We start from the raw sequence: 17,950 nt of genomic DNA, 5'->3' as shown, positions 1-17,950 counted from the left end.
TTGCATGTATTAGGCACGCCGCCAGCGTTCACTCTGAGCCAGGATCAAACTCTCCATATTTACTTCGCAGAAAGGCAAAGCCTTTCCTTGCGACAAGGAGCTATGCTCCCTTGACCCACCTAAAGACTGCAACACTCCTTGCTTCGCAAATCGTTATTGCATAAGTAAGGTTTGACACTTACTTAGATAATGTCTAAGTGGTTTTTGATATATGAAGTTTTTAATCTAAAAACTTTTGTTTTTTATGTTTTAATACATCTTTATCTATTACAAAGAAAAGATGATTTAGTTTTTGATCTGCTGATTACTTTCCAAAGAAAGCCTAAAAGCAGATCGGCTCAATCGATCACTTGTTTAGATTTCAAAGATTGACTAATAGTTTAACAATGGTAGGTTAAAGAACAAACGATAAAAAAGAAAAGGCTTTATTAACAGGGAAGTTAAAGGTGGCTTCTTAAATCGTGAGCTGGAATTATATACAAGGCAAGCTTAAAGGATGTTGAAAAACGGGGGATAAGGATAAGAAATTTTAATGATTATAATAAAAATATAGAATTTATTAGGAGATAAAAAAATTATCTATACCCAAAGATCCAACGAACATACCATAGATAATACCACCATCTTTTTTGCTCCGGCTGCGGTATATTTTTTCTCATATTTTCATATAAAATTTTCCAAGTAAAATTTAAAAATATTCTAGAGTGCCCATATTCGGCGCCAAATTCGCGATTTTCTCTTTTTTTCCTAGCATCCACTGGGGTATTATATGACAAATCTCTATCCAGAGAATGATAGGATAAATCTCTATCGACAAACTGCTGATCTCCCTTTTTAGATGAGCGTTCTTTACATAAATACTTTATAGGCAAATATCCTTGTATGCTTCCGTGCGCTTTTTGAAATTTAACGAAACGAAAATCTTCGGATCCATAGTGGCCCGCAAATTCTTCATCATAGCCAAAAAGTCGCATATACCTAGCCCTACTTATAAAAAATGTGTTTGTATGCCCCTTGTATATAGTTTTCTTTTTGCAGCTTAATATATAGAATAAATTTAACGGCCCTTTATAAACCCTTTCTTCAGCACAATATCCGACAAAATCTCTATAAATTTTATAGAATTTTCTACCTAGCGGTTTATGGTTTGCCATATACCACAAAGTGTCCTCATAAAACAGGTGATCAAGATCGGTTATTAACACCTTATCGCTTCTTGCGTAAGTCACGCCTAAATTCCTAGCTCCCGCTTGGTTCCAAGGAATGTCTTCATTTATTTTTAACCATCTCAAATTCAAATCAAATTTTGGAATTTCATATTCTATGGGCGAACCGTCATCAACTATTATAAATTCCATTACGTCAAGTAATCTAGGATCATAAGTTTCATATTCTCGAAGCAAAGAAATAACAGAATTTATGTCTTTTTGATTGCAATAAAAATGAGTGACATAGCTAAGTTTTATGTGCGAAGCATCCTTGGGATGCCTGTTCGGATAATATGGCGGGACATCATTTGCACTAGCAGTCATCTCATATTCCTTATTTTGATTTTAAAACAGCCACCACCTCTATCTCCACGAGGGCGTTTTTAGGCAGTGTTTTTATAGCGACCGTGCTTCTAGCCGGAAACGGCTCGCTAAAATGCTTGGCATAAATTTCATTCACCTTTGCAAAGTCGTTCATATCGGCTAAAAATATCGTAGTCTTTACCACGTTTTCAAAGCCAAGTCCGGCCTCAGCCAGGATATTTTTGATATTTTGCATCGATTGTTCGGCTTGAGCTTCGACGTTGCTGCCTGTAAATTCACCACCAGGGCTCACGCCAAGCTGGCCTGAAACAAATAAAAACCCGTTTGCCAAGATCGCTTGCGAATACGGCCCTATCGCCTTTGGAGCGTTAGTCGTAGAGATAGCTTTTTTCATATTTTTCCTTAAATTTAAATTTCGCAAATCCTACTACAAATTTAAACCTCTGTCAATAACAGCCCTCTTTAAATTTGATATAATTTCATCAAAATGGCTCTCAAATGCCGTAAAATCACATAAATTTAGGACTAAATTTGAAGCTGACCCTTGCGCCGAACGAATTTTTAGACGATTACGTTTTGGGCTGCGAATTTGCCAAAAACGCTAAAATTTCATCAAATGCCTATCTCTTTTGGAAAGGCGTAGTTTCAGCGAAATTTGAAAATTCTCGCATAGTATTTTTGCACCGCAAAAGCATACCGTCTAAATTTACAAAAGCTCTAAACGCCTGCACCGCGCTTAACGGACTCGTGCTTACGGGCGTGTTTTGCTCGTTTACGACGTTAGCGCCCTCTCATTTGGTCAAAAAAAACGGCTCAAGGCTTTACGAACTCTTTGAATTTCACGAAATTTGCGGGATAAAATTTATAAATTTAAAGAAATTTTATGATGATCTGGGGCTAGCGTACTCCTACCGTATCTACATCGAAAAATGTAAATTCTTCTCGCCAGCCCCGTTTGAAAAGCGCATCAAACTGACCGATACGCTTTGTTTGGGATATTATTAGATCATCCTTGGTGACAATGTTGCTAAAACGCTATTTTTAATGATGCGAATTATATTTAAATTTTAAGATTAAAAATTACAATTCTACCCAGCGCGGCTATTTTCTTGCTATATTTTTAAGTCGGTAGATGAAATTTACGATACAAATATATATAATTGCACTAAAAGCAAGATAAAGGAGAAGCCATGAAAAAGATCGCCATAATGATGATCGTAGCGATATTTGCGGTATTTACGCAAGCAGCGGAAAAGAAATACAAGCTTAAACTGGCGACTACATACGAGAGCAATGTCCCGGTATTAGGCGATGCTCCTAAAAAATTCAAAAAACTGATCGAGGATATGAGTGACGGACGCATCGAGGTTCGCATCGACTATCCGTCCAAGCATAAAGCTCAGTTTTCGATACTAGACCTCGTAAAAAACGGACAATACGACATCGGCTACACAGCGGGCTATTTTTATAAGGGCAAAGACGCTAAGCTCATGCTCTTTACGACCGTGCCCTTTGGCATGAACTCGTCCGAGCAGCACGCATGGTATAACTACGGCGGCGGCAAGGAATTTGCACGTAAAATTTACGGCTCTTACAACATCGTGCCCTTTAACGGCGGAAGCTTTGGCATGCAAATGGGCGGCTGGTTCAAAAAAGAGATCAAGACGCTTAGCGACCTAAAGGGGCTGAAATTTCGTATCCCGGGCCTTGGCGGCGAGATAATGGCGAAATTGGGCGCAAATATCAACACCATCCCGATAGGCGAGCTATATATGGCGCTCGAGATGGGCACGATAGATGCGGTCGAGTGGGTCTCGCCGGCGATAGATATAAATTTTGGCTTTGAAAAGGTGGCGAAATTTTACTACACCGGCTGGCAAGAGCCTGCGAGCGAAAATGAATTTTATGTCAATAAAAATCTCTTCGAGAGCTTGCCAAAGGACTTGCAGCTTATCATAGAAAGTGCGACCAAAGTCGTAGCAGCCGATGTTTATGATGCAAGCTACTATCAAAATTCCATCATGCTTGACAAGATAGCAAAAGAGCATCCGGATGTAAAGATCCTCTCCTTTCCGCCTGAAATTTTAAGCGCTCTAAGAGCGGCAACAGATGAAATTTTAGACGAGCTGTCCGCAAAAGACGGCGAATTTAAAGAAATTTTAGACTCGCAAAGGAATTTCATGAAGCTAAGCAGAAAATGGACTGAAATTTCAGACTATGCTTACATAAAAAGCACGGATAGATGATCGGGTGCTAGCAAAAAAGCGTCAAAATTTCGATCTTGCATTGAGCCAGTGGCTTCGCAAATCTTAATCGCTCTAGGAGCAACCCGGCACAGATCCTAAAATTTTACTTTATTAAAACAGAGCCAAAATAAATTTCGCTATACTTTCATAAATTTTCTTAAAGGACTGACATGAACGCTTTTGCCGTTTTCATCGTTGTTGCAGTAGTTCTCGTGTTTGCCATCATAGGCATCTATAACTCTCTTGTGGGCAAGAAAAATCAAATGCTAAACATCGAAGCCGGCGTAGATGCGCAGCTAAAAAGACGCTACGATCTGCTACCAAATTTAGTCGCGGCCGCAAAGGAGTATCTCTCCCACGAAAGAGGCCTGCTCGAGGCTATCACCGCACTTCGATCAAATGCTCAAAACGCTCGCACCAGCGAGGAGAAATTTAACCTCAATAACCAGCTTTCACAGCTCTTAAACGGACTAAAAGTAACGATAGAAAACTACCCCGACCTAAAGGCAAATCAAAATATCCTACACATCCAAAGTACGCTAAGCGAGATCGAGGAGCAAATTTCAGCCGCTCGCCGCGCCTACAACTCATCCGTAGAGGTCTATAACAACGCCATAGAGATGTTTCCTTCAAACCTGATCGCAAATTCCTTCGGCTTTAAAAAAGCGGCGTTTTTCGACATCCCGGACGACCAAAGCGCCGCACCCGACATAGGCAAAATGTTCAAATCCTAGGCGACAAGCAGGAGGCGACATGGACAGGCAGCCAGAGCGCAATCTAAAAAGGCATTTGACGTTTTTAAATATCCAAGACAAACTCATAAACCTCAATAAAGCTTGGCGATGCTAAAAAAAGCACTCATACTTCTTTTTTTGATATTTGTAGCTACGATAATGACGATATCCGTAGCAGTATATAGCCAAAATACCGCACAATTCATATTTGATTTTAATGATCACATGCCTGAAATCATCATGGTATCTTTTATTGTGGCTTTGATAGTAAAAAATTTAGGCGTATTTGAGCCAAAGAAAAAGCCCCAAACTGCGGCAAATTTACATATAGACGCGGCAGATATCATAAATGGCGCCGAGCTCGCCGCACTTGAAAAGCAAAGGCAAGAGCTGAACAAACTCATCAAAAAGGCTACTTTCATTTCGATTGGCGTAGCAGGCTGCATCGCAGCGGCTATGTCTAAATTTTTTGATATGTTTTGGGGCATAGCCTCCGGCTTTATGGTCTATGGCCTCGTATATGCTGTAATGACCAGCGCCAAGATGAGGGAATTTTCATCAAATTTCAAGACGAAGATCACAAAAAGCATAGTCAGGGATTTTGGCCTAAGCTACAACGAGAAAGGCTCTCTTAGCATAAATGACTTTTTTGAAATTTACGACTGCGAGGTCGATGAATACTACGGTGAGGATCTAATCAGCGGCGAAGCAGAGGGCGTGAATGTGAAATTTAGCGATTTTTGCGCCATAGACATCGTAAAAACTCAAAAAAATACGCGAAGGATCACGAGATTTGAGGGGATATTATTCGCGGCTGATTTTAACAAAAGACTAAACTCCGTGACCTACATCTGCCACAAAGACTCCTCGTATCTGATAAAAGACGGCGAGCGAGCGAAAATGGACAACGTGGAATTTGAAAGGTTTTACGACGTTTATACGAGCGATCAGATAAACGCCAGATACGCGCTCACGCCAAATTTGATGCAGCAGATCTTAGCCTTGCAGACGGACTTTGGCTGCCCGGTCAATATCGTGCTGTCTAAAAGCAAAATTTTAATGGCGATCGACAAACGCGAAAACAGCTTCGAGCCCGACCTCGACGTCCCGCTCACGGATAACGGCGCGATAAGAGGCTACATCGCAGAGATAGCATCCTTTGTCGCCATCGTCAAAGAGCTGAATCTAAACCGTAAAATTTGGAAAATTTAGCGCGTAAATTTGAAAGGTAGGTTTTGAACGGTAAATCAAAAAATGATCTTGAAATTTGGCTTGGCATCGCAGCTATCGTGCTCTCTTGCGCGCTTAGCCTCGTAAGCTTTTGGCCGCTTAAGGAGGAAATTTTAAAAGGCGAGCTAGACTTTACCTTTATCGTCCAAAGCCTACTGCCGTTTGCACTTTTGTGCTTTGTTTGCTTTAAATTCCTACCTAAAATTTTAGCCGCCCTAAGATCCCCCAAACGCCCTAGAATCAACACCAACATTTTAAATTTCAAGATACCAAAAGGCCTAAACGTGCTTGAGATAAAGCGCAGGATACTGGTAAAAAAGATAACGGACTTTAAGATAAAATTTATCCCTCTAGCCCTGATAATAGGGCTACTCATAGCTCACTACATATCGCTCATCTACGGCGTCGCCTGCGCGGGGCTGCTTTATCTGGGGCTTTGGGCGATCTTGTTAGGCGAAAAGAAGCGTGCGTTCGTAAATGAGTTCAAACACGAGGTCATAACGAGAGTCGCCGCGCATTTTGGGCTAAGATACGATTCTGCGGGCTCTCTTGACTTGGCGGAGTTTTTCATGATCTATGACTGCAGCGTCGATGAATACTACGGCGAGGATCTAATCAGCGGCGAAATAGAAGGCGTGAATGTGAAATTTAGCGATTTTTGCGCGCTGATGGAGGTAAAGACCAAAAACCATACCACCAAAGTCCCGCAGTTTCAGGGCGTTTTATTTGTAGCCGACTTCAATAAAAAACTCGCCCACACGACTAGAGTCCATCACGTAAAATCAAAAAATTTAGCCCATGAGGGGCGACGGGCAAATATGGACAACGTGAAATTTGAAAGGCTTTTTGACGTTTACTCCACCGATCAAATAGCCGCCAGATACGTTCTCACGCCTGCGATGATGGAGCGTATCTTAGGACTTGAAGCGAGATTCAACGCCCCTATCGATCTCGTTTTCACACAAAACAAAATTTTCATCGCGGTCGAGACATGGACGGACGGCTTTGAGCCAAACATCGATCTAAGCCTCATAAAAAACCAAACACTGAGCCTTTACATGAGTCAGATACAAGACTTTGCGGACATCGTAAAAGAGCTAAAGTTAAATCAAAAAATTTGGATATGAGGCGAGGGAGAAATTTGCCCGCCTAGCGTTTTAGATCAAGTCCTGAATTTATTTAAATTCGCATTTAGGCTCTCGGTCATGTCGCTAAGATGAGTCGCCGCACTTGCGATCTCCTCGACGCTTCTAGCGTTTTGCTGCGAGAGGGCGTCGACATTTTCGATGCTTTTTATCACGTTTTTGATATTTGCACTAGTGTTTATATAGTCCTTAGCCGCATGCTCGCTCATCGCCAAGGTCTCGCTCATCAGTGCGTTCATATCAGATACCTTGTTCTCTATCTGTCCAGAAACTTTGATCAGATCTTGCGCTCTTTTGGCGTTCTCGCCTATCTGATCGCTAGAAGTTGATATCTCTTGGACGATCAAATTTATAGTCGCGTTTATCTCCGTCAGGCTCTTTTGAGTCCGCTCGGCAAGCTGCCTGACCTCATCGGCCACGACGGCAAACCCCTTGCCGTGATCGCCCGCACGCGCCGCCTCGATAGCGGCGTTAAGAGCTAGCAGGTTCGTCTGATCGGCGATGTCATTTATCACGTTTAGTATGCCGCGCACATTTTCGGTATCTTGAGTCAAATTTCGCATCTTCTCGGCCAGCTCTATCTCGGTCTGCGCTGCGGAGTTGATATCATGTCCCAGTCCTAAAACGGCGTCTGCGACCTCTTTGATGAAAAGTCCCGTTTTTTCTAAATTTTGCCTGCTGGCGTTCGTCTCTTCGAGCGAATCTTTTATCTCATCTCCGATTTGCTGCGCTTTTTGCGTAGTTTGTGCGATGATCTTAGTCGAGTCCTCTACGCGCTTGCCGGTTTGCACCGAGGTGGAGGAGAGCTCCTGAGCGATAGAGGAATTTTCATTTGAGAGGCCTTTTGTGTTTTCTATGACCGTCCTCAGCTCACCGGTGAGATCGTTGATAGAGTTTGAGATCTGGGCTATCTCGTCATTTTTATCAGATACGAGCTTTTTAGTCAGATCGCCTTTGCCCTCTTTTATATCAGCCGACATATGCCCCAAGGTATCCACGATGTTTCCTATCGGAGATATCAAAATTTTATTTAGTATGACTAGGGCCAGGACTATCAAAATGATCGTCGCGACTACGCAGATGACGACAAATGTCAGAGTATTGTGCGAGTTCGTGTCATTTAGCGTCGCACGCTCGGAGTCTATCTTGGTTTGTAAATCGTCTATATAGATGCCGCTTCCTATCATCCACCCGTAAGGCTCGAAACCAGCCGAATACCCGAGCTTATCGACCGGCTGTTCGCCCTCTTTTTTCGCCCAGCCAAATGTCAGAAAGTCGCCGCCTTTTTTGGCATTTTCTATGAGTTTTTCGATGAGTGGCAAGCCCCTTGGATCCTTAAGTCCTATGATGTTTTTACCGACTAAAGAGGGCTTTTCCGGGTGCATCATGACATTGCCCTCGTAGTCATAGATGAAAATATAGCCCGATTTATCGGCGAAAAATTTTATCGGCGAAATGATACTGAAAATTTCACTCTTTATGGCCTCATCAGAGAGCCCCTTTTTCTTGCCGTTTTGATAGACGAGGTTCATCACTTGATTTAGTGTATCGACCTCGTCTTTTAGATCGGCCTTCCTGGCTTCTATCAGGTCGTTGTAGGATTTATCGGCGAAAAATTCCGTCAGATCCGACGAAAATTTGCTGTTTAATACGGTCAGTACGAGGCTGATCACAAGCATCGAAACTACGAACAATACGATGACTTTTGTTGAAATTTTCATATATTACCCCTGTGAAATTTAATCAAAACGATTTTAGTCCTATGAAACTTAATGGTTAATAAAAAGATAACGATTGCTTAAAAAAATTAAAGGTTTGTAACTAAAAATTAGAATTTTAGGGCAAATTCGCCAAATCAAAGCGAGCGCAGCTTTTAAAACGATAATGGTTCTTAAAATTTGGAGTATAATAAGCGCAAAAGCTTTGTTTGACAAGGCGTTGATTTTTTTCAACAAGCGCTTGGCAAATCTTACTCGCTCTAGGAGCGACCTAGCACGGACGCGAACAGCGTCGGAGCGAGTAGCCGCTCCCCTGCTTGTGAGAGTAGGGATAATGCGAGCAGCATTCGAGTAAAGTGAAGCTAAGCTTGTAGCATGATTTTTTGCGACGCTTCGCTTCATAAGATTTGACTATGCTTGATACATTTAAAAATCGCGCTTCACCGAACAAAGCCTACAAATATAAACGAAAGGATAAACATGGAAAAGATCAGCTTTAAAGACGGCGTTTCAGAGACATTACTCATAAATTTATACTTTAGAAGCCTTGAAAACAAACTGCCTAAGCCCTTGTTAAAAGATGAATTTTCAGGCGCGGTGGTGGACAAGATCGATTATGATTTCTCCAAATTCGATAGCTCCGATATGAGCCGTATCGGCGTGATCATCAGGGCCAAATACTTTGACGATGAGATCATAGAATTTGCCAAAAACAAAGAGCGTATCGTCGTCGTTCAGGTGGGTGCGGGCTTTGACACGAGGCCGCTTAGACTAGAGCATGCTTGCCCTAACGCCGTATTTTACGACCTTGATCTGCCTGACGTCATAAAATTTCGCGATGAGCTCGTGCCAAAGGCAAAGCAAAATTTCAGCCTAGCTTGCTCCATGCTAGAGACTGCGTGGATGGACGAGCTAGTGGGAAAATACCCGCAAACTCCGTTTATTTTCGTCCTAGAGGGCGTTCCGATGTATTTTGAGGAGAGCGAGATGAAGGGATTTTTCCTAAATTTAGCCAAGCGCTTTAAAGGCGAAGTCGCGCTTGATTTGCTAAATATCTGGTGCTGCAAGATGATGGCGAAAAATCACACCAAACACGATACTTTAAAATACATCAAGGACGCAAAGACGAAATTTGGCATCGACGATCCGCGCGACATAGAGCGCTGGGACGATGAGGGGCGCATCAAATACCTAAAAACAGGCATCATGATGGACATGTATCTAAATCGCTGGCCGTTTAAAGCGCGGCTGATGAGATTTATCCCGATACTAAAGCGCTCTTGCACGATGAGCGTTTACGGGCTAAATTTGGCTCAATGAGGTGTGGAGCCTTTTAGCAAGATGGTGACATATTTTACGCCCCAAATGCCAAGCGCTGCGACGAGCAAGGCGGCGCTTAAGTTTATCCAAAACGCATAATCAAGGCTAAAATTTAGCCCCAATGCCGCGACGATCCTGGCACAGGTTACGACTTGTAAAAGCAAAAATATAAAAATAGCGAATTTGCCTGCATGCGGCACTTGCCCTGAGTGCCCTAAAACGACTCTCGTGCCAAAACCGATCAAAATAGTCATAAAATACCCAAGCGCAAAGGCATGAAGCGAGGCCTTTTCAAACACCGCTCCCCACGAAAAAAGATCGCTTAGATCATTAAAAGCGGTGATAAAAAAGCCAAAAGGTATCCAATAAAGCGACAAAAACAGCACCCAAAGTATCGCAGGAGCCTTGAAAAACGGTAACTTCCATTTAAAAAATAGCTCGTATACGAAAAATATAAATAGCAAAACATCAGGTAAAATTTCCAGACTAGAGCCTGTAAACAGCACCTTCAAGGCGAGCAAGAAAAACAGCTTCTCCATCAAAAATTTAGACTTATTTATCTTGTATCCGGCGATCTTGACCGAGGTAAAAAATGGGATCATCCTTTGCGCGATAGCAAATATAAGAGCAAACAAAAATAAATAAAAGCCCGCATAGATCGCGATCTGCCTTAGCAAAAAGCTAAATTTCGTATCCACCTGCGATAGCAAAAATGCAAAATTTGCCACAAGCCCAGCTGCAAACGCGATGAGCACCCATTTTGTGTCGTATTTGTCCTTTACGAGCGATCTAGCGTGGATTTTAAATAGCGTGATGAAGCTTATCGTTTGAAGTGCGAGATCAAGCGCCATAAATAAAACGTAAAATTTCCCCACAAAAAACATCGAAGCAAAAAAGCCCCAAGAGACGATGAAATACGCCCAAAACTGCCGCATATAGGTACTTTTAGCGATACTTGCCTGCACTAAAAATTTAGGGAAAACGACAAATAAAAATCCCAGAAAAAACTGGATAAAGATCACAAAAACGAAGGCATAGACGTGAAATAGCGTGATGTCGGCGCCAATAACGCCGTTTGTCAAAAACGCAAGCAGCATCAAACCAGTAAAAGCGATAAGCTGCACTGAACCGTTTGCGAAAAACGGCTGATGGGGCTGAACGCAAAATCTCTCGTACCATCTAGCAAAAGCTGAAATTTCAAGCGTCCTCATCTGCTCGCTACTTTGGCTGGCGCCAAACGTGCTAAATTTCACTGCGCCTTTTGAAACACTGGGCCTAAATACGCCGAAATTTGCGCCATCATTTGGCTTTAGATGATTTTGAAACTGCATTTTATCCCTTGGGTTTTATATGATTTTGGGCGAAACTCGCCCCTAAAATTTTAATGTCAGCTACCGCAGCAAGTGCTCGCAGCCTCGTTTGCAGCTTTTAAAGCCGCTTCATAATCAGGCTCATCGGCGATCTCTGCGACTATCTCTTTGTAAGTGATGACGCCGCTTGCGTCTATGACGAACACCGCCCTTGCAGTAAGCCCTGTTAGAACGCCGTCTTCTATCAAGACGCCGTAAGCTTTTGCAAATTCTTTAGCTCTAAAGTCGCTTGCGACCTTGACGTTTTCGATGCCCTCAGCTTGGCAAAATCTACCCATCGCAAACGGCAGATCCATCGAGATCAAGATGAGCTGCGCATTTTGGATGCTCGCAGCTTTGACGTTAAATTTTTTGGCTTCCATCGCGCAAACATCGGTATCAAGCGACGGGACGGCTATGACGATCTGCACTACGCCCTGTTCGCCACCGATTTGTATGTCGCTTAGATCCTTGCCGACCGCCTTTACTATCGGGGCTTTTTCACCCACGCTTACGCTGTTTGTGCCTAAATTTACGACACTTCCTTTAAATTTCGTTGTTGCCACTGTTTTATCCTTTTTTTGAGATTTGACGGGCTCATTTTACCAAAAGCGGACAAATGATATCTTAATTAACATCAACTACGAAATTTGGGTTTATTTTTTAAAATTTAGCAAAACTTGAACGAATTTAGCCAAGAGACAAAGAGCAAAAAATAGTATAAAAACATAATTTATATAATTTTCAACCAGCCAAGCTGCCCACTCGTAAGTGTTGCTGGCGATATAACAGAGCAAAATAGCGCCCCAAAAAGCTGAGGCTAAAAGCATAGAAGCTACAAATTTCGCCGTGCATTTGGGCTTACTTTGTATCCAGATAGCAAGCAACGGGGCTACGAAAAAGATAAACACCCAAAGCGCCAAATCTGCGTGATCAAAAAGCAATATCTCTTTTGCCATACTCAAAATTTAGCGCGATCAGTCGTCGTCTTGTAAAATTTTCTTTCTTACCTTGACGCTCGAGATGCTAGCTCCGTCCATTTTTCGCACCTCGTAGTAGCAGTTTTCATCCTCGATCTTATCACCGACGACCGGCAAACGACCGATGAGATTAAACACATATCCGCCGATAGTGAGCTGATCGGTCTCCTCATCAAAGCTGATACCAAGTAGCTCCTCGACGCTCTCAAGGTCGAAGCGACCGTTGAATTCATAGATATTTTCGTTGATCTTTTTATAATGCGGATCGGCCTCGTCGTGCTCGTCATTTAGATCGCCAAGCACCTCTTCCATTATATCTTCCATGGTAAGAAGCCCCGCCGTGCCGCCGTATTCATCTACTACAAGAGCGGCTGAAATTTGCTGCTTATTCATCATGACAAGCACTTTTGAGATCGAAAGGCTCTCCGGGACGATGACGAATTTACGCACGATCTTGTCGAAGTCCTTTTCTTTATCCTCATTAAAATGTAGCTGCAAAACGTCGCGGATATGTATCATGCCAAGTATCGTGTCTTTTGAGCCGTCTATATACGGATAGCGCGTGTATTTGGACTCGAAAACGACCTTTAAATTTTCCTCGAAGCTTTTTTGCTTGTTGATACAGACCATGTCGCGGCGAGGCGTCATTATCTCCTTTGCGACCGTGTCGCTGAAGTCCACTGCATTTTTGATGATCTCGGTCTCAAAGCTATCGAGCACGCCGCCTTTTAGGCTCTCGCCTACGATTATCTTGATCTCCTCTTCGGAGTGCGCTAGCTCGCTTTCTTTGGCCGGCTTTATGCCAAGTGCGGCGAGACCGGCATTTGCCAAGATATCAAATAGCTTTATGACAGGCGAGAAGAGCACCCAAAACAGATGAAGCGGACGAGCGATGGCAAGCACGGTCTTTTCGGACTTTGCGATGGCGACGGACTTTGGCACAAGCTCGCCGATTACGACGTGAAGCAACGTGATGAGCGTAAATGCTATGGCAAAGCCGACCGTATGCACCAAGATATCGTTGAAATTTAGAAATTTTTTAAGCGGCTCTTCGATGAGTCTGGCTACCGCAGGCTCGCCTATCCAGCCGAGTGCGAGTGAGCTTAGCGTGATGCCAAGCTGAGTGGCGCTTAGATAAGTATCTAGTTTATTTGACATATCAAAGGCAAGCTGGGCGTTTGGTATTTTATCTTTTATGAGCTCTTCAAGGCGCGATTTACGTATCTTGACGAGTGAGAATTCCGAGAGGACAAAAAAAGCGTTTAATAAAATGAATACGACGGCTAGAACTATCATTAAAAGCGAAGTATCGCTACTGGGGTGCAAGTATGATCCTTAAAAGTTAAAAATTTCAGAGATTATATCAAAAAGTGCGAAATTTCTCAAACGCCCAAACGACTTACACCAAATGTAACAGCCGTTGATTTATTTTACATTTATAAATAGTTCTTAAATCATATTTAGATAACATAGCTACTAATCAAAATTTACGGATAGCAACATGGACAAACGAAGCTTTTCATCTAGGTGGGCGTTTATAATCGCATGCGTCGGCTCGGCCGTAGGCATGGCGAATGTTTGGGGATTTCCTTACAAGCTCGGTACAAATGGTGGCGGCGCATTTTTGATCATTTATATTTTCTTCGTCGCGCTGTTTTCCTACGCCGGACTAAGCGCGGAATACGCCATCGGCAGACGAGCCAAAACGGGGACTTTAGGCTCTTATGAATATGCCTGGAAAAGTAGGAATTTAGGCATCATCGGCAAGATCATCGGCTGGCTTCCGCTTGCGGGTTCTTTATGTATAGCTATCGGCTACGCAGTCATCATCGCCTATGTCTTAAAGGCGCTGGTGCAAGCCATAAGCGGCTCGCTGATGATCGAAAACACCGATACTTGGTTTGAGTCTTTTGCACTCACGCCATACTCGGTGCTACCATATCATTTCATAGTAGTTGCAGGAACGCTCATCACGCTATTTTTCGGAGCAAAAAGCATCGAAAAAACGAACAAGATCATGATGCCTTTGTTTTTTATATTATTTACCATACTGGCTATCAGGGTAGCGACGCTTGACGGGGCGTTTGAGGGGTATAAATTTTTATTCACAGCGGACTTTGGCAAGCTCGAAGATCCGATGGTGTGGATATCTGCGATGGGTCAAGCCTTTTTCTCGCTCTCTATCACAGGCTCAGGCATGATAGTTTACGGGGCGTATCTTTCCAAGAAAGAGGATATCGTAAACAGCGCTAAAAATACAGCGATATTTGACACGCTAGCTGCGATGGTAGCGGCACTTGTAATGATACCGGCGGTGTTTGCCTACAATATGGACCCGGCTACGGGACCGGGATTACTTTTCGTAACACTGCCTAAAATTTTACAAGGTATGGTCGGCGGGCAAATTTTCGCCGTCATTTTATTTACCGCAGTCATTTTTGGCGGTATCACCTCGCTTCAAAATATGTTCGAGGCGGTCGCCGAGTCGCTGATGCATAAATTCCCGCGCCTAAGCCGAACCTGGACGCTCGTGCTGCTATGCGCGATATGCTTTGGCGTGGGTGCACACATGGAAGACATAACTAGCTGGGGGCCTTGGATGGACTTCGTCTCGATCTACATCATCCCGATCGGTGCGGTCATCGGCGCGGTATCGTGGTTTTGGGTGATAAAAAGAGATGAAATTTTAGACGAGATAAATATGGGAGCGGGTAAAATTTACGACTCTTTTTGGTATAACATCGGCAGATTTTTATACGTTCCGTTAGCGCTTTTACTTTGTATCATCGCGCTTAATATGCATATTTCGTTTTGATACTGCGCCCATTTGTGAAGCATTTTGCAAAATATCAACGCCCTTTAAAACAGAGCTTAAATTTTAAAAGCCCGTAAAGGGCTTTTACTTTATTCCTTCAAATGCTTTTCGTGCATTTTTAAGGTCGTTTTCATCAGGATGAGTGGAGGCTTGCTTCCATGTGGCTTGGCGCTCAGGAGTGATTAAATGTATCGCTTTATCGCCCATTTTCGCCGCCATCTCTTTCATCTCCTCGATGACCTTGGGGTCGATAGCGCCTTGGCAGATGAACTCAGCTAAAATTTCATTGCCGCCCTCGTTTAAGAGCTCTCGTCCGACCTTTAGCATGCTCTCGCCGTGCTCTCCGGCAGGATCAGCGCCAAGAGTGATGAAAAGTCCCGTTTTTTTACCCTTTACATGCTCTTTTATGTAGCGCTTGAAATGTGCCTCCGGGCCGCCCTTATCGATATAAAATCCTATCGCCACAAAGTCAAAACCGCTTATATCCTTTGCGCGTTCATCGGTGTAGCTGATCGCTTCACAGCCTATTTGCTGCGCGATGGCTTCGCCTATTTTTTTGGTATTACCGCTTAGTGAGGCATAGATCACTATTTTTTTCATTCAAACTCCTTCTTTGCTATCTTTGCTACTTCATCGGCTATCGTATTTCCCCAAAATACGCCATCTAGGCTAAGCTCGATGCCATCAGGCTTGATGCTCATATAGCCTTCGCTCTCGCATTTTTTGAAAAATTCCATCAAATTTGCAAACGTCTCGTCGCTGACATATCGCTTCATATCGCTAAATTTGATGTCATGATACTGAAAGAGGGCGTTAAATTTCTTCCTATTTCGCTCCTCAGGTGGCAAGATACCGATCATTTGAAGGTCGGCTCTCATATTAAAGATGCCAAACTCCCCGAGCTGTCCGCCTGCACTGACGCCAATGGGCAATACATCGGCTCCGACGTGGCTTAGACGAATATATTTATACTCGTCACGACCTTTTCGGTTGAGCTTTGTGTATTCTAAAAATTCATAATCCCCACCCTTAAACATCTCCTCGACAAAGGCGTTATGAAGCTTCCTATCAGTCTCGATGTTATAATAATCTTGCGAAAAGGTATTTGAAAGCACGGAGCCGTCTAAAAACTGTAACGAATAAAAGCTCGTGCTATCGACCGCGATATCTTTTAAAATTCTCGCATCCTCTCTGACCTCTTCCTCCGTCTCGTTAGGGTAGTTGTAGATGATATCGGTGCAGACAAAGCCCTTGAATTCGTCCTTTATCTTTTTTAAATGCTCGATCGCAGCCTCTTTTGAGTGCGTGCGGTTTAGAAGCTTCCTGCCAGCCTCGCTAAACGTCTGCACGCCGATGCTGAAGCGATTTACGCCAAGGCTTTGCATCAAGCGCACTTTTGAGATATTTAGGTTATGTAGCGTGGTTTCAAAGCTAAATTCGCAAGTCTTGGAGATATTGAATTTTTCATTTATGGCTTTTAAAATTTTCTCCAAATGGCGCTCTTTCAGCGTCGTTGGCGTCCCGCCTCCAAAATAAACCGACTCGAAGCTTTTTTGCTGGATATAGCTAAATTTCGAGTATTTATCGATCTCTCCCAGCAAATACTGCGTATAATCGTCAAGCTCGCCGTCAAGTTTGCTGCGATTCATCGAGCAAAACGAACATATCGTATCGCAAAACGGCACGTGAAAATATATCACGCCCTCTTTTTGCTCGGGCACACCGTCCTCTAAGAACTCATACAAGTCCTCTTTCGTTGCAAATTCCGATTTGTTCGGATGCCCCGAATGGTGCCCTTTTATCCTTTTTTCAAACACTTTCTCTCCTTTTAGGACTTTTTAGCTCTTGATTTTAAAGCTTATTTGCTTATTGTTTGATAAATTTATACACTTCATTTAAGCAAATCATTATAAATTTTATCCACGCCCTCGCCTATCCTAGGCGTTCCGCGAAGCAATATCGACGACGGGAAGGTCAAAATTTTGCCGTTTTTGGCTGCGTTGGTTTTGGCAAGCACGGGATTTTCTTTCAAAAAGCTTTCGCTACTGCCGCCCATACCGCCTACAAGCACGATGAAATCAGGATTTGCTCCCAAAATAAACTCCGGAGATACGATAGGCGTGCTGCCTTGCAGACTATCGGCTAAATTTACGAGGCCAAGCCTTTTAAATATATCTCCCGGAAGCGTCTTTGAGTTAAATGCCGTGATAGGCGTGCCCGAAAATATCGCGATTATCTTTTTGCCTTTCAGCGCTCCGTTTTTGTAGGTCTTAAATTTTTGCTTTATGCTTTCCACTAGCTCGTGCGCCTTTTGCTCCTTACCCGTTATCTTGCCGATTTGCTCGATGTTTGAGTAGATCATATCCACGCTATCGGCCTTTAGTGTAAGCGTAGGCAGGTTAAATTTCTTAAGATCCTCGTTCACGTTTGCGGAGTGAAAGCTGGTGACCACGAGATCAGGCTTTAGCTCGACTATCTTTTCAAAATTGGGCTTTGTATAAGTGCCTACGCTTTTTAAAAGCGCGGTCTTGTCCTCGGGCCAAATTTTTGACATAGTCAGGGTCGAGATAGCGGCTATTTGATCCTCCGCACCCAGCATATACATCATCTCAACGACCGCCGGGTCTAAGATCACTAGGCGCTTTTTAGGCGTATCCATAGTGGTCGTAGCCGATGCAAATACCGCAAAAACGGCAAATACCGAGACTAAAATTTTAAATTTCTTAAACATTTTTACTCCTTTGTTTTTGGTTTTTTATTTATAAAATTTTGGCTCTCTTTTTATAAAACGTTGATGCCTTTAAATAGTGCTTCGCAAATCTTATTTACTCCAGAAGCGACCTAGCACGGACGCGAACAGCGTTTGTGCGGGAGTGGGCAG

The 17,950-nt window shown here is 43.1% G+C and carries 15 protein-coding genes, 1 rRNA gene and 2 pseudogenes; 7 read left to right on the top strand and 11 right to left on the bottom strand.

The window, feature by feature from the left end; all coding sequences use genetic code 11:
- From HMPREF1139_RS03100 to HMPREF1139_RS03090, 3 genes are all read right to left on the bottom strand, one after another.
- A 16S ribosomal RNA gene (locus tag HMPREF1139_RS03100) occupies nucleotides 1-60 on the bottom strand; the annotation flags it as partial.
- A gap of 515 nt (nucleotides 61-575) precedes the next feature.
- Complete coding sequence (locus HMPREF1139_RS03095; RefSeq protein WP_009649650.1) at nucleotides 576-1,532, bottom strand: glycosyltransferase; 957 nt, start codon at nucleotides 1,530-1,532, stop codon at nucleotides 576-578.
- A gap of 10 nt (nucleotides 1,533-1,542) precedes the next feature.
- Nucleotides 1,543-1,926 (bottom strand): RidA family protein, encoded by a 384-nt coding sequence (locus HMPREF1139_RS03090; protein WP_009649538.1) that lies wholly within the window; start codon nucleotides 1,924-1,926, stop codon nucleotides 1,543-1,545.
- A 137-nt stretch (nucleotides 1,927-2,063) separates the two neighbouring features.
- On the opposite strand from HMPREF1139_RS03090, the gene HMPREF1139_RS03085 reads away from it, so the two are divergent.
- The 5 genes from HMPREF1139_RS03085 (at nucleotide 2,064) to HMPREF1139_RS03065 (ending at nucleotide 6,869) form a co-directional block, all read left to right on the top strand.
- Entirely contained in the window at nucleotides 2,064-2,537 is a 474-nt protein-coding gene (locus HMPREF1139_RS03085) for a hypothetical protein (RefSeq protein WP_009649836.1), read from the top strand.
- Nucleotides 2,538-2,722: 185 nt separating this feature from the next.
- On the top strand, nucleotides 2,723-3,778 hold the full coding sequence (locus tag HMPREF1139_RS03080) for a TRAP transporter substrate-binding protein (RefSeq protein ID WP_009649716.1): 1,056 nt from the start codon (nucleotides 2,723-2,725) through the stop codon (nucleotides 3,776-3,778).
- A gap of 170 nt (nucleotides 3,779-3,948) precedes the next feature.
- Complete coding sequence (locus tag HMPREF1139_RS03075) at nucleotides 3,949-4,512, top strand: LemA family protein (protein WP_009649789.1); 564 nt, start codon at nucleotides 3,949-3,951, stop codon at nucleotides 4,510-4,512.
- Nucleotides 4,513-4,620: 108 nt separating this feature from the next.
- Nucleotides 4,621-5,724, top strand: coding sequence for a DUF3137 domain-containing protein (locus tag HMPREF1139_RS03070; RefSeq protein ID WP_050998738.1), 1,104 nt, complete (start codon nucleotides 4,621-4,623; stop codon nucleotides 5,722-5,724).
- Nucleotides 5,725-5,747: 23 nt separating this feature from the next.
- On the top strand, nucleotides 5,748-6,869 hold the full coding sequence (locus HMPREF1139_RS03065; protein ID WP_009649666.1) for a DUF3137 domain-containing protein: 1,122 nt from the start codon (nucleotides 5,748-5,750) through the stop codon (nucleotides 6,867-6,869).
- A gap of 322 nt (nucleotides 6,870-7,191) precedes the next feature.
- Here HMPREF1139_RS03065 and HMPREF1139_RS12090 read toward each other — a convergent pair.
- Both HMPREF1139_RS12090 and HMPREF1139_RS12085 read right to left on the bottom strand, forming a co-directional pair.
- A pseudogene (locus tag HMPREF1139_RS12090) lies at nucleotides 7,192-7,411 on the bottom strand (methyl-accepting chemotaxis protein); the annotation flags it as partial.
- Nucleotides 7,412-7,987: 576 nt separating this feature from the next.
- A pseudogene (locus HMPREF1139_RS12085) lies at nucleotides 7,988-8,566 on the bottom strand (cache domain-containing protein); the annotation flags it as partial.
- 519 nt (nucleotides 8,567-9,085) lie between these two features.
- Between HMPREF1139_RS12085 and HMPREF1139_RS03055 the strand changes: the two are divergent.
- Nucleotides 9,086-9,925, top strand: a complete 840-nt coding sequence (locus HMPREF1139_RS03055) for a class I SAM-dependent methyltransferase (RefSeq protein WP_009649690.1) — start codon at nucleotides 9,086-9,088, stop codon at nucleotides 9,923-9,925.
- Here HMPREF1139_RS03055 and HMPREF1139_RS03050 read toward each other — a convergent pair.
- From HMPREF1139_RS03050 to HMPREF1139_RS03035, 3 genes are all read right to left on the bottom strand, one after another.
- On the bottom strand, nucleotides 9,919-11,256 hold the full coding sequence (locus HMPREF1139_RS03050) for an NnrS family protein (protein ID WP_009649779.1): 1,338 nt from the start codon (nucleotides 11,254-11,256) through the stop codon (nucleotides 9,919-9,921). The two genes, HMPREF1139_RS03055 and HMPREF1139_RS03050, sit on opposite strands and share 7 nt — an antisense overlap.
- A gap of 56 nt (nucleotides 11,257-11,312) precedes the next feature.
- The gene (gene prx-suh, locus HMPREF1139_RS03045; RefSeq protein ID WP_009649545.1) at nucleotides 11,313-11,840 is read right to left on the bottom strand and encodes a thiol peroxidase Prx-SUH; all 528 of its coding nucleotides are present in this window, start codon (nucleotides 11,838-11,840) and stop codon (nucleotides 11,313-11,315) included.
- Nucleotides 11,841-12,251: 411 nt separating this feature from the next.
- On the bottom strand, nucleotides 12,252-13,580 hold the full coding sequence (locus HMPREF1139_RS03035; RefSeq protein ID WP_009649814.1) for a hemolysin family protein: 1,329 nt from the start codon (nucleotides 13,578-13,580) through the stop codon (nucleotides 12,252-12,254).
- Nucleotides 13,581-13,755: 175 nt separating this feature from the next.
- On the opposite strand from HMPREF1139_RS03035, the gene HMPREF1139_RS03030 reads away from it, so the two are divergent.
- Nucleotides 13,756-15,069 carry a sodium-dependent transporter gene (locus HMPREF1139_RS03030; RefSeq protein ID WP_009649606.1) on the top strand — a complete coding sequence of 438 codons (1,314 nt, stop codon included), beginning with the start codon at nucleotides 13,756-13,758 and terminating at the stop codon, nucleotides 15,067-15,069.
- Between the two features lie 84 nt (nucleotides 15,070-15,153).
- On the opposite strand, the gene HMPREF1139_RS03025 is transcribed toward HMPREF1139_RS03030, so the two are convergent.
- The 3 genes from HMPREF1139_RS03025 to HMPREF1139_RS03015 all read right to left on the bottom strand — a co-directional run bounded on the left by HMPREF1139_RS03025 (nucleotide 15,154) and on the right by HMPREF1139_RS03015 (nucleotide 17,800).
- Nucleotides 15,154-15,669 carry a flavodoxin family protein gene (locus HMPREF1139_RS03025; protein ID WP_009649571.1) on the bottom strand — a complete coding sequence of 172 codons (516 nt, stop codon included), beginning with the start codon at nucleotides 15,667-15,669 and terminating at the stop codon, nucleotides 15,154-15,156.
- A complete protein-coding gene (locus HMPREF1139_RS03020; RefSeq protein ID WP_009649711.1) occupies nucleotides 15,666-16,886 on the bottom strand; it encodes a radical SAM protein in 1,221 nt (406 codons plus the stop codon). Before HMPREF1139_RS03020 ends, HMPREF1139_RS03025 begins: the two co-directional genes overlap by 4 nt.
- Before the next feature lie 74 nt (nucleotides 16,887-16,960).
- Entirely contained in the window at nucleotides 16,961-17,800 is an 840-nt protein-coding gene (locus HMPREF1139_RS03015) for an ABC transporter substrate-binding protein (RefSeq protein WP_009649625.1), read from the bottom strand.
- Nucleotides 17,801-17,950 lie beyond the last annotated feature (150 nt).

It is taken from the genome of Campylobacter sp. FOBRC14, from assembly GCF_000287855.1.
In the GTDB taxonomy this organism is placed as follows: Bacteria; Campylobacterota; Campylobacteria; order Campylobacterales; family Campylobacteraceae; genus Campylobacter_A; species Campylobacter_A curvus.
Note: the sequence above shows the minus strand (reverse complement) of the source record. Positions and strands in the feature narration are given on the sequence as shown.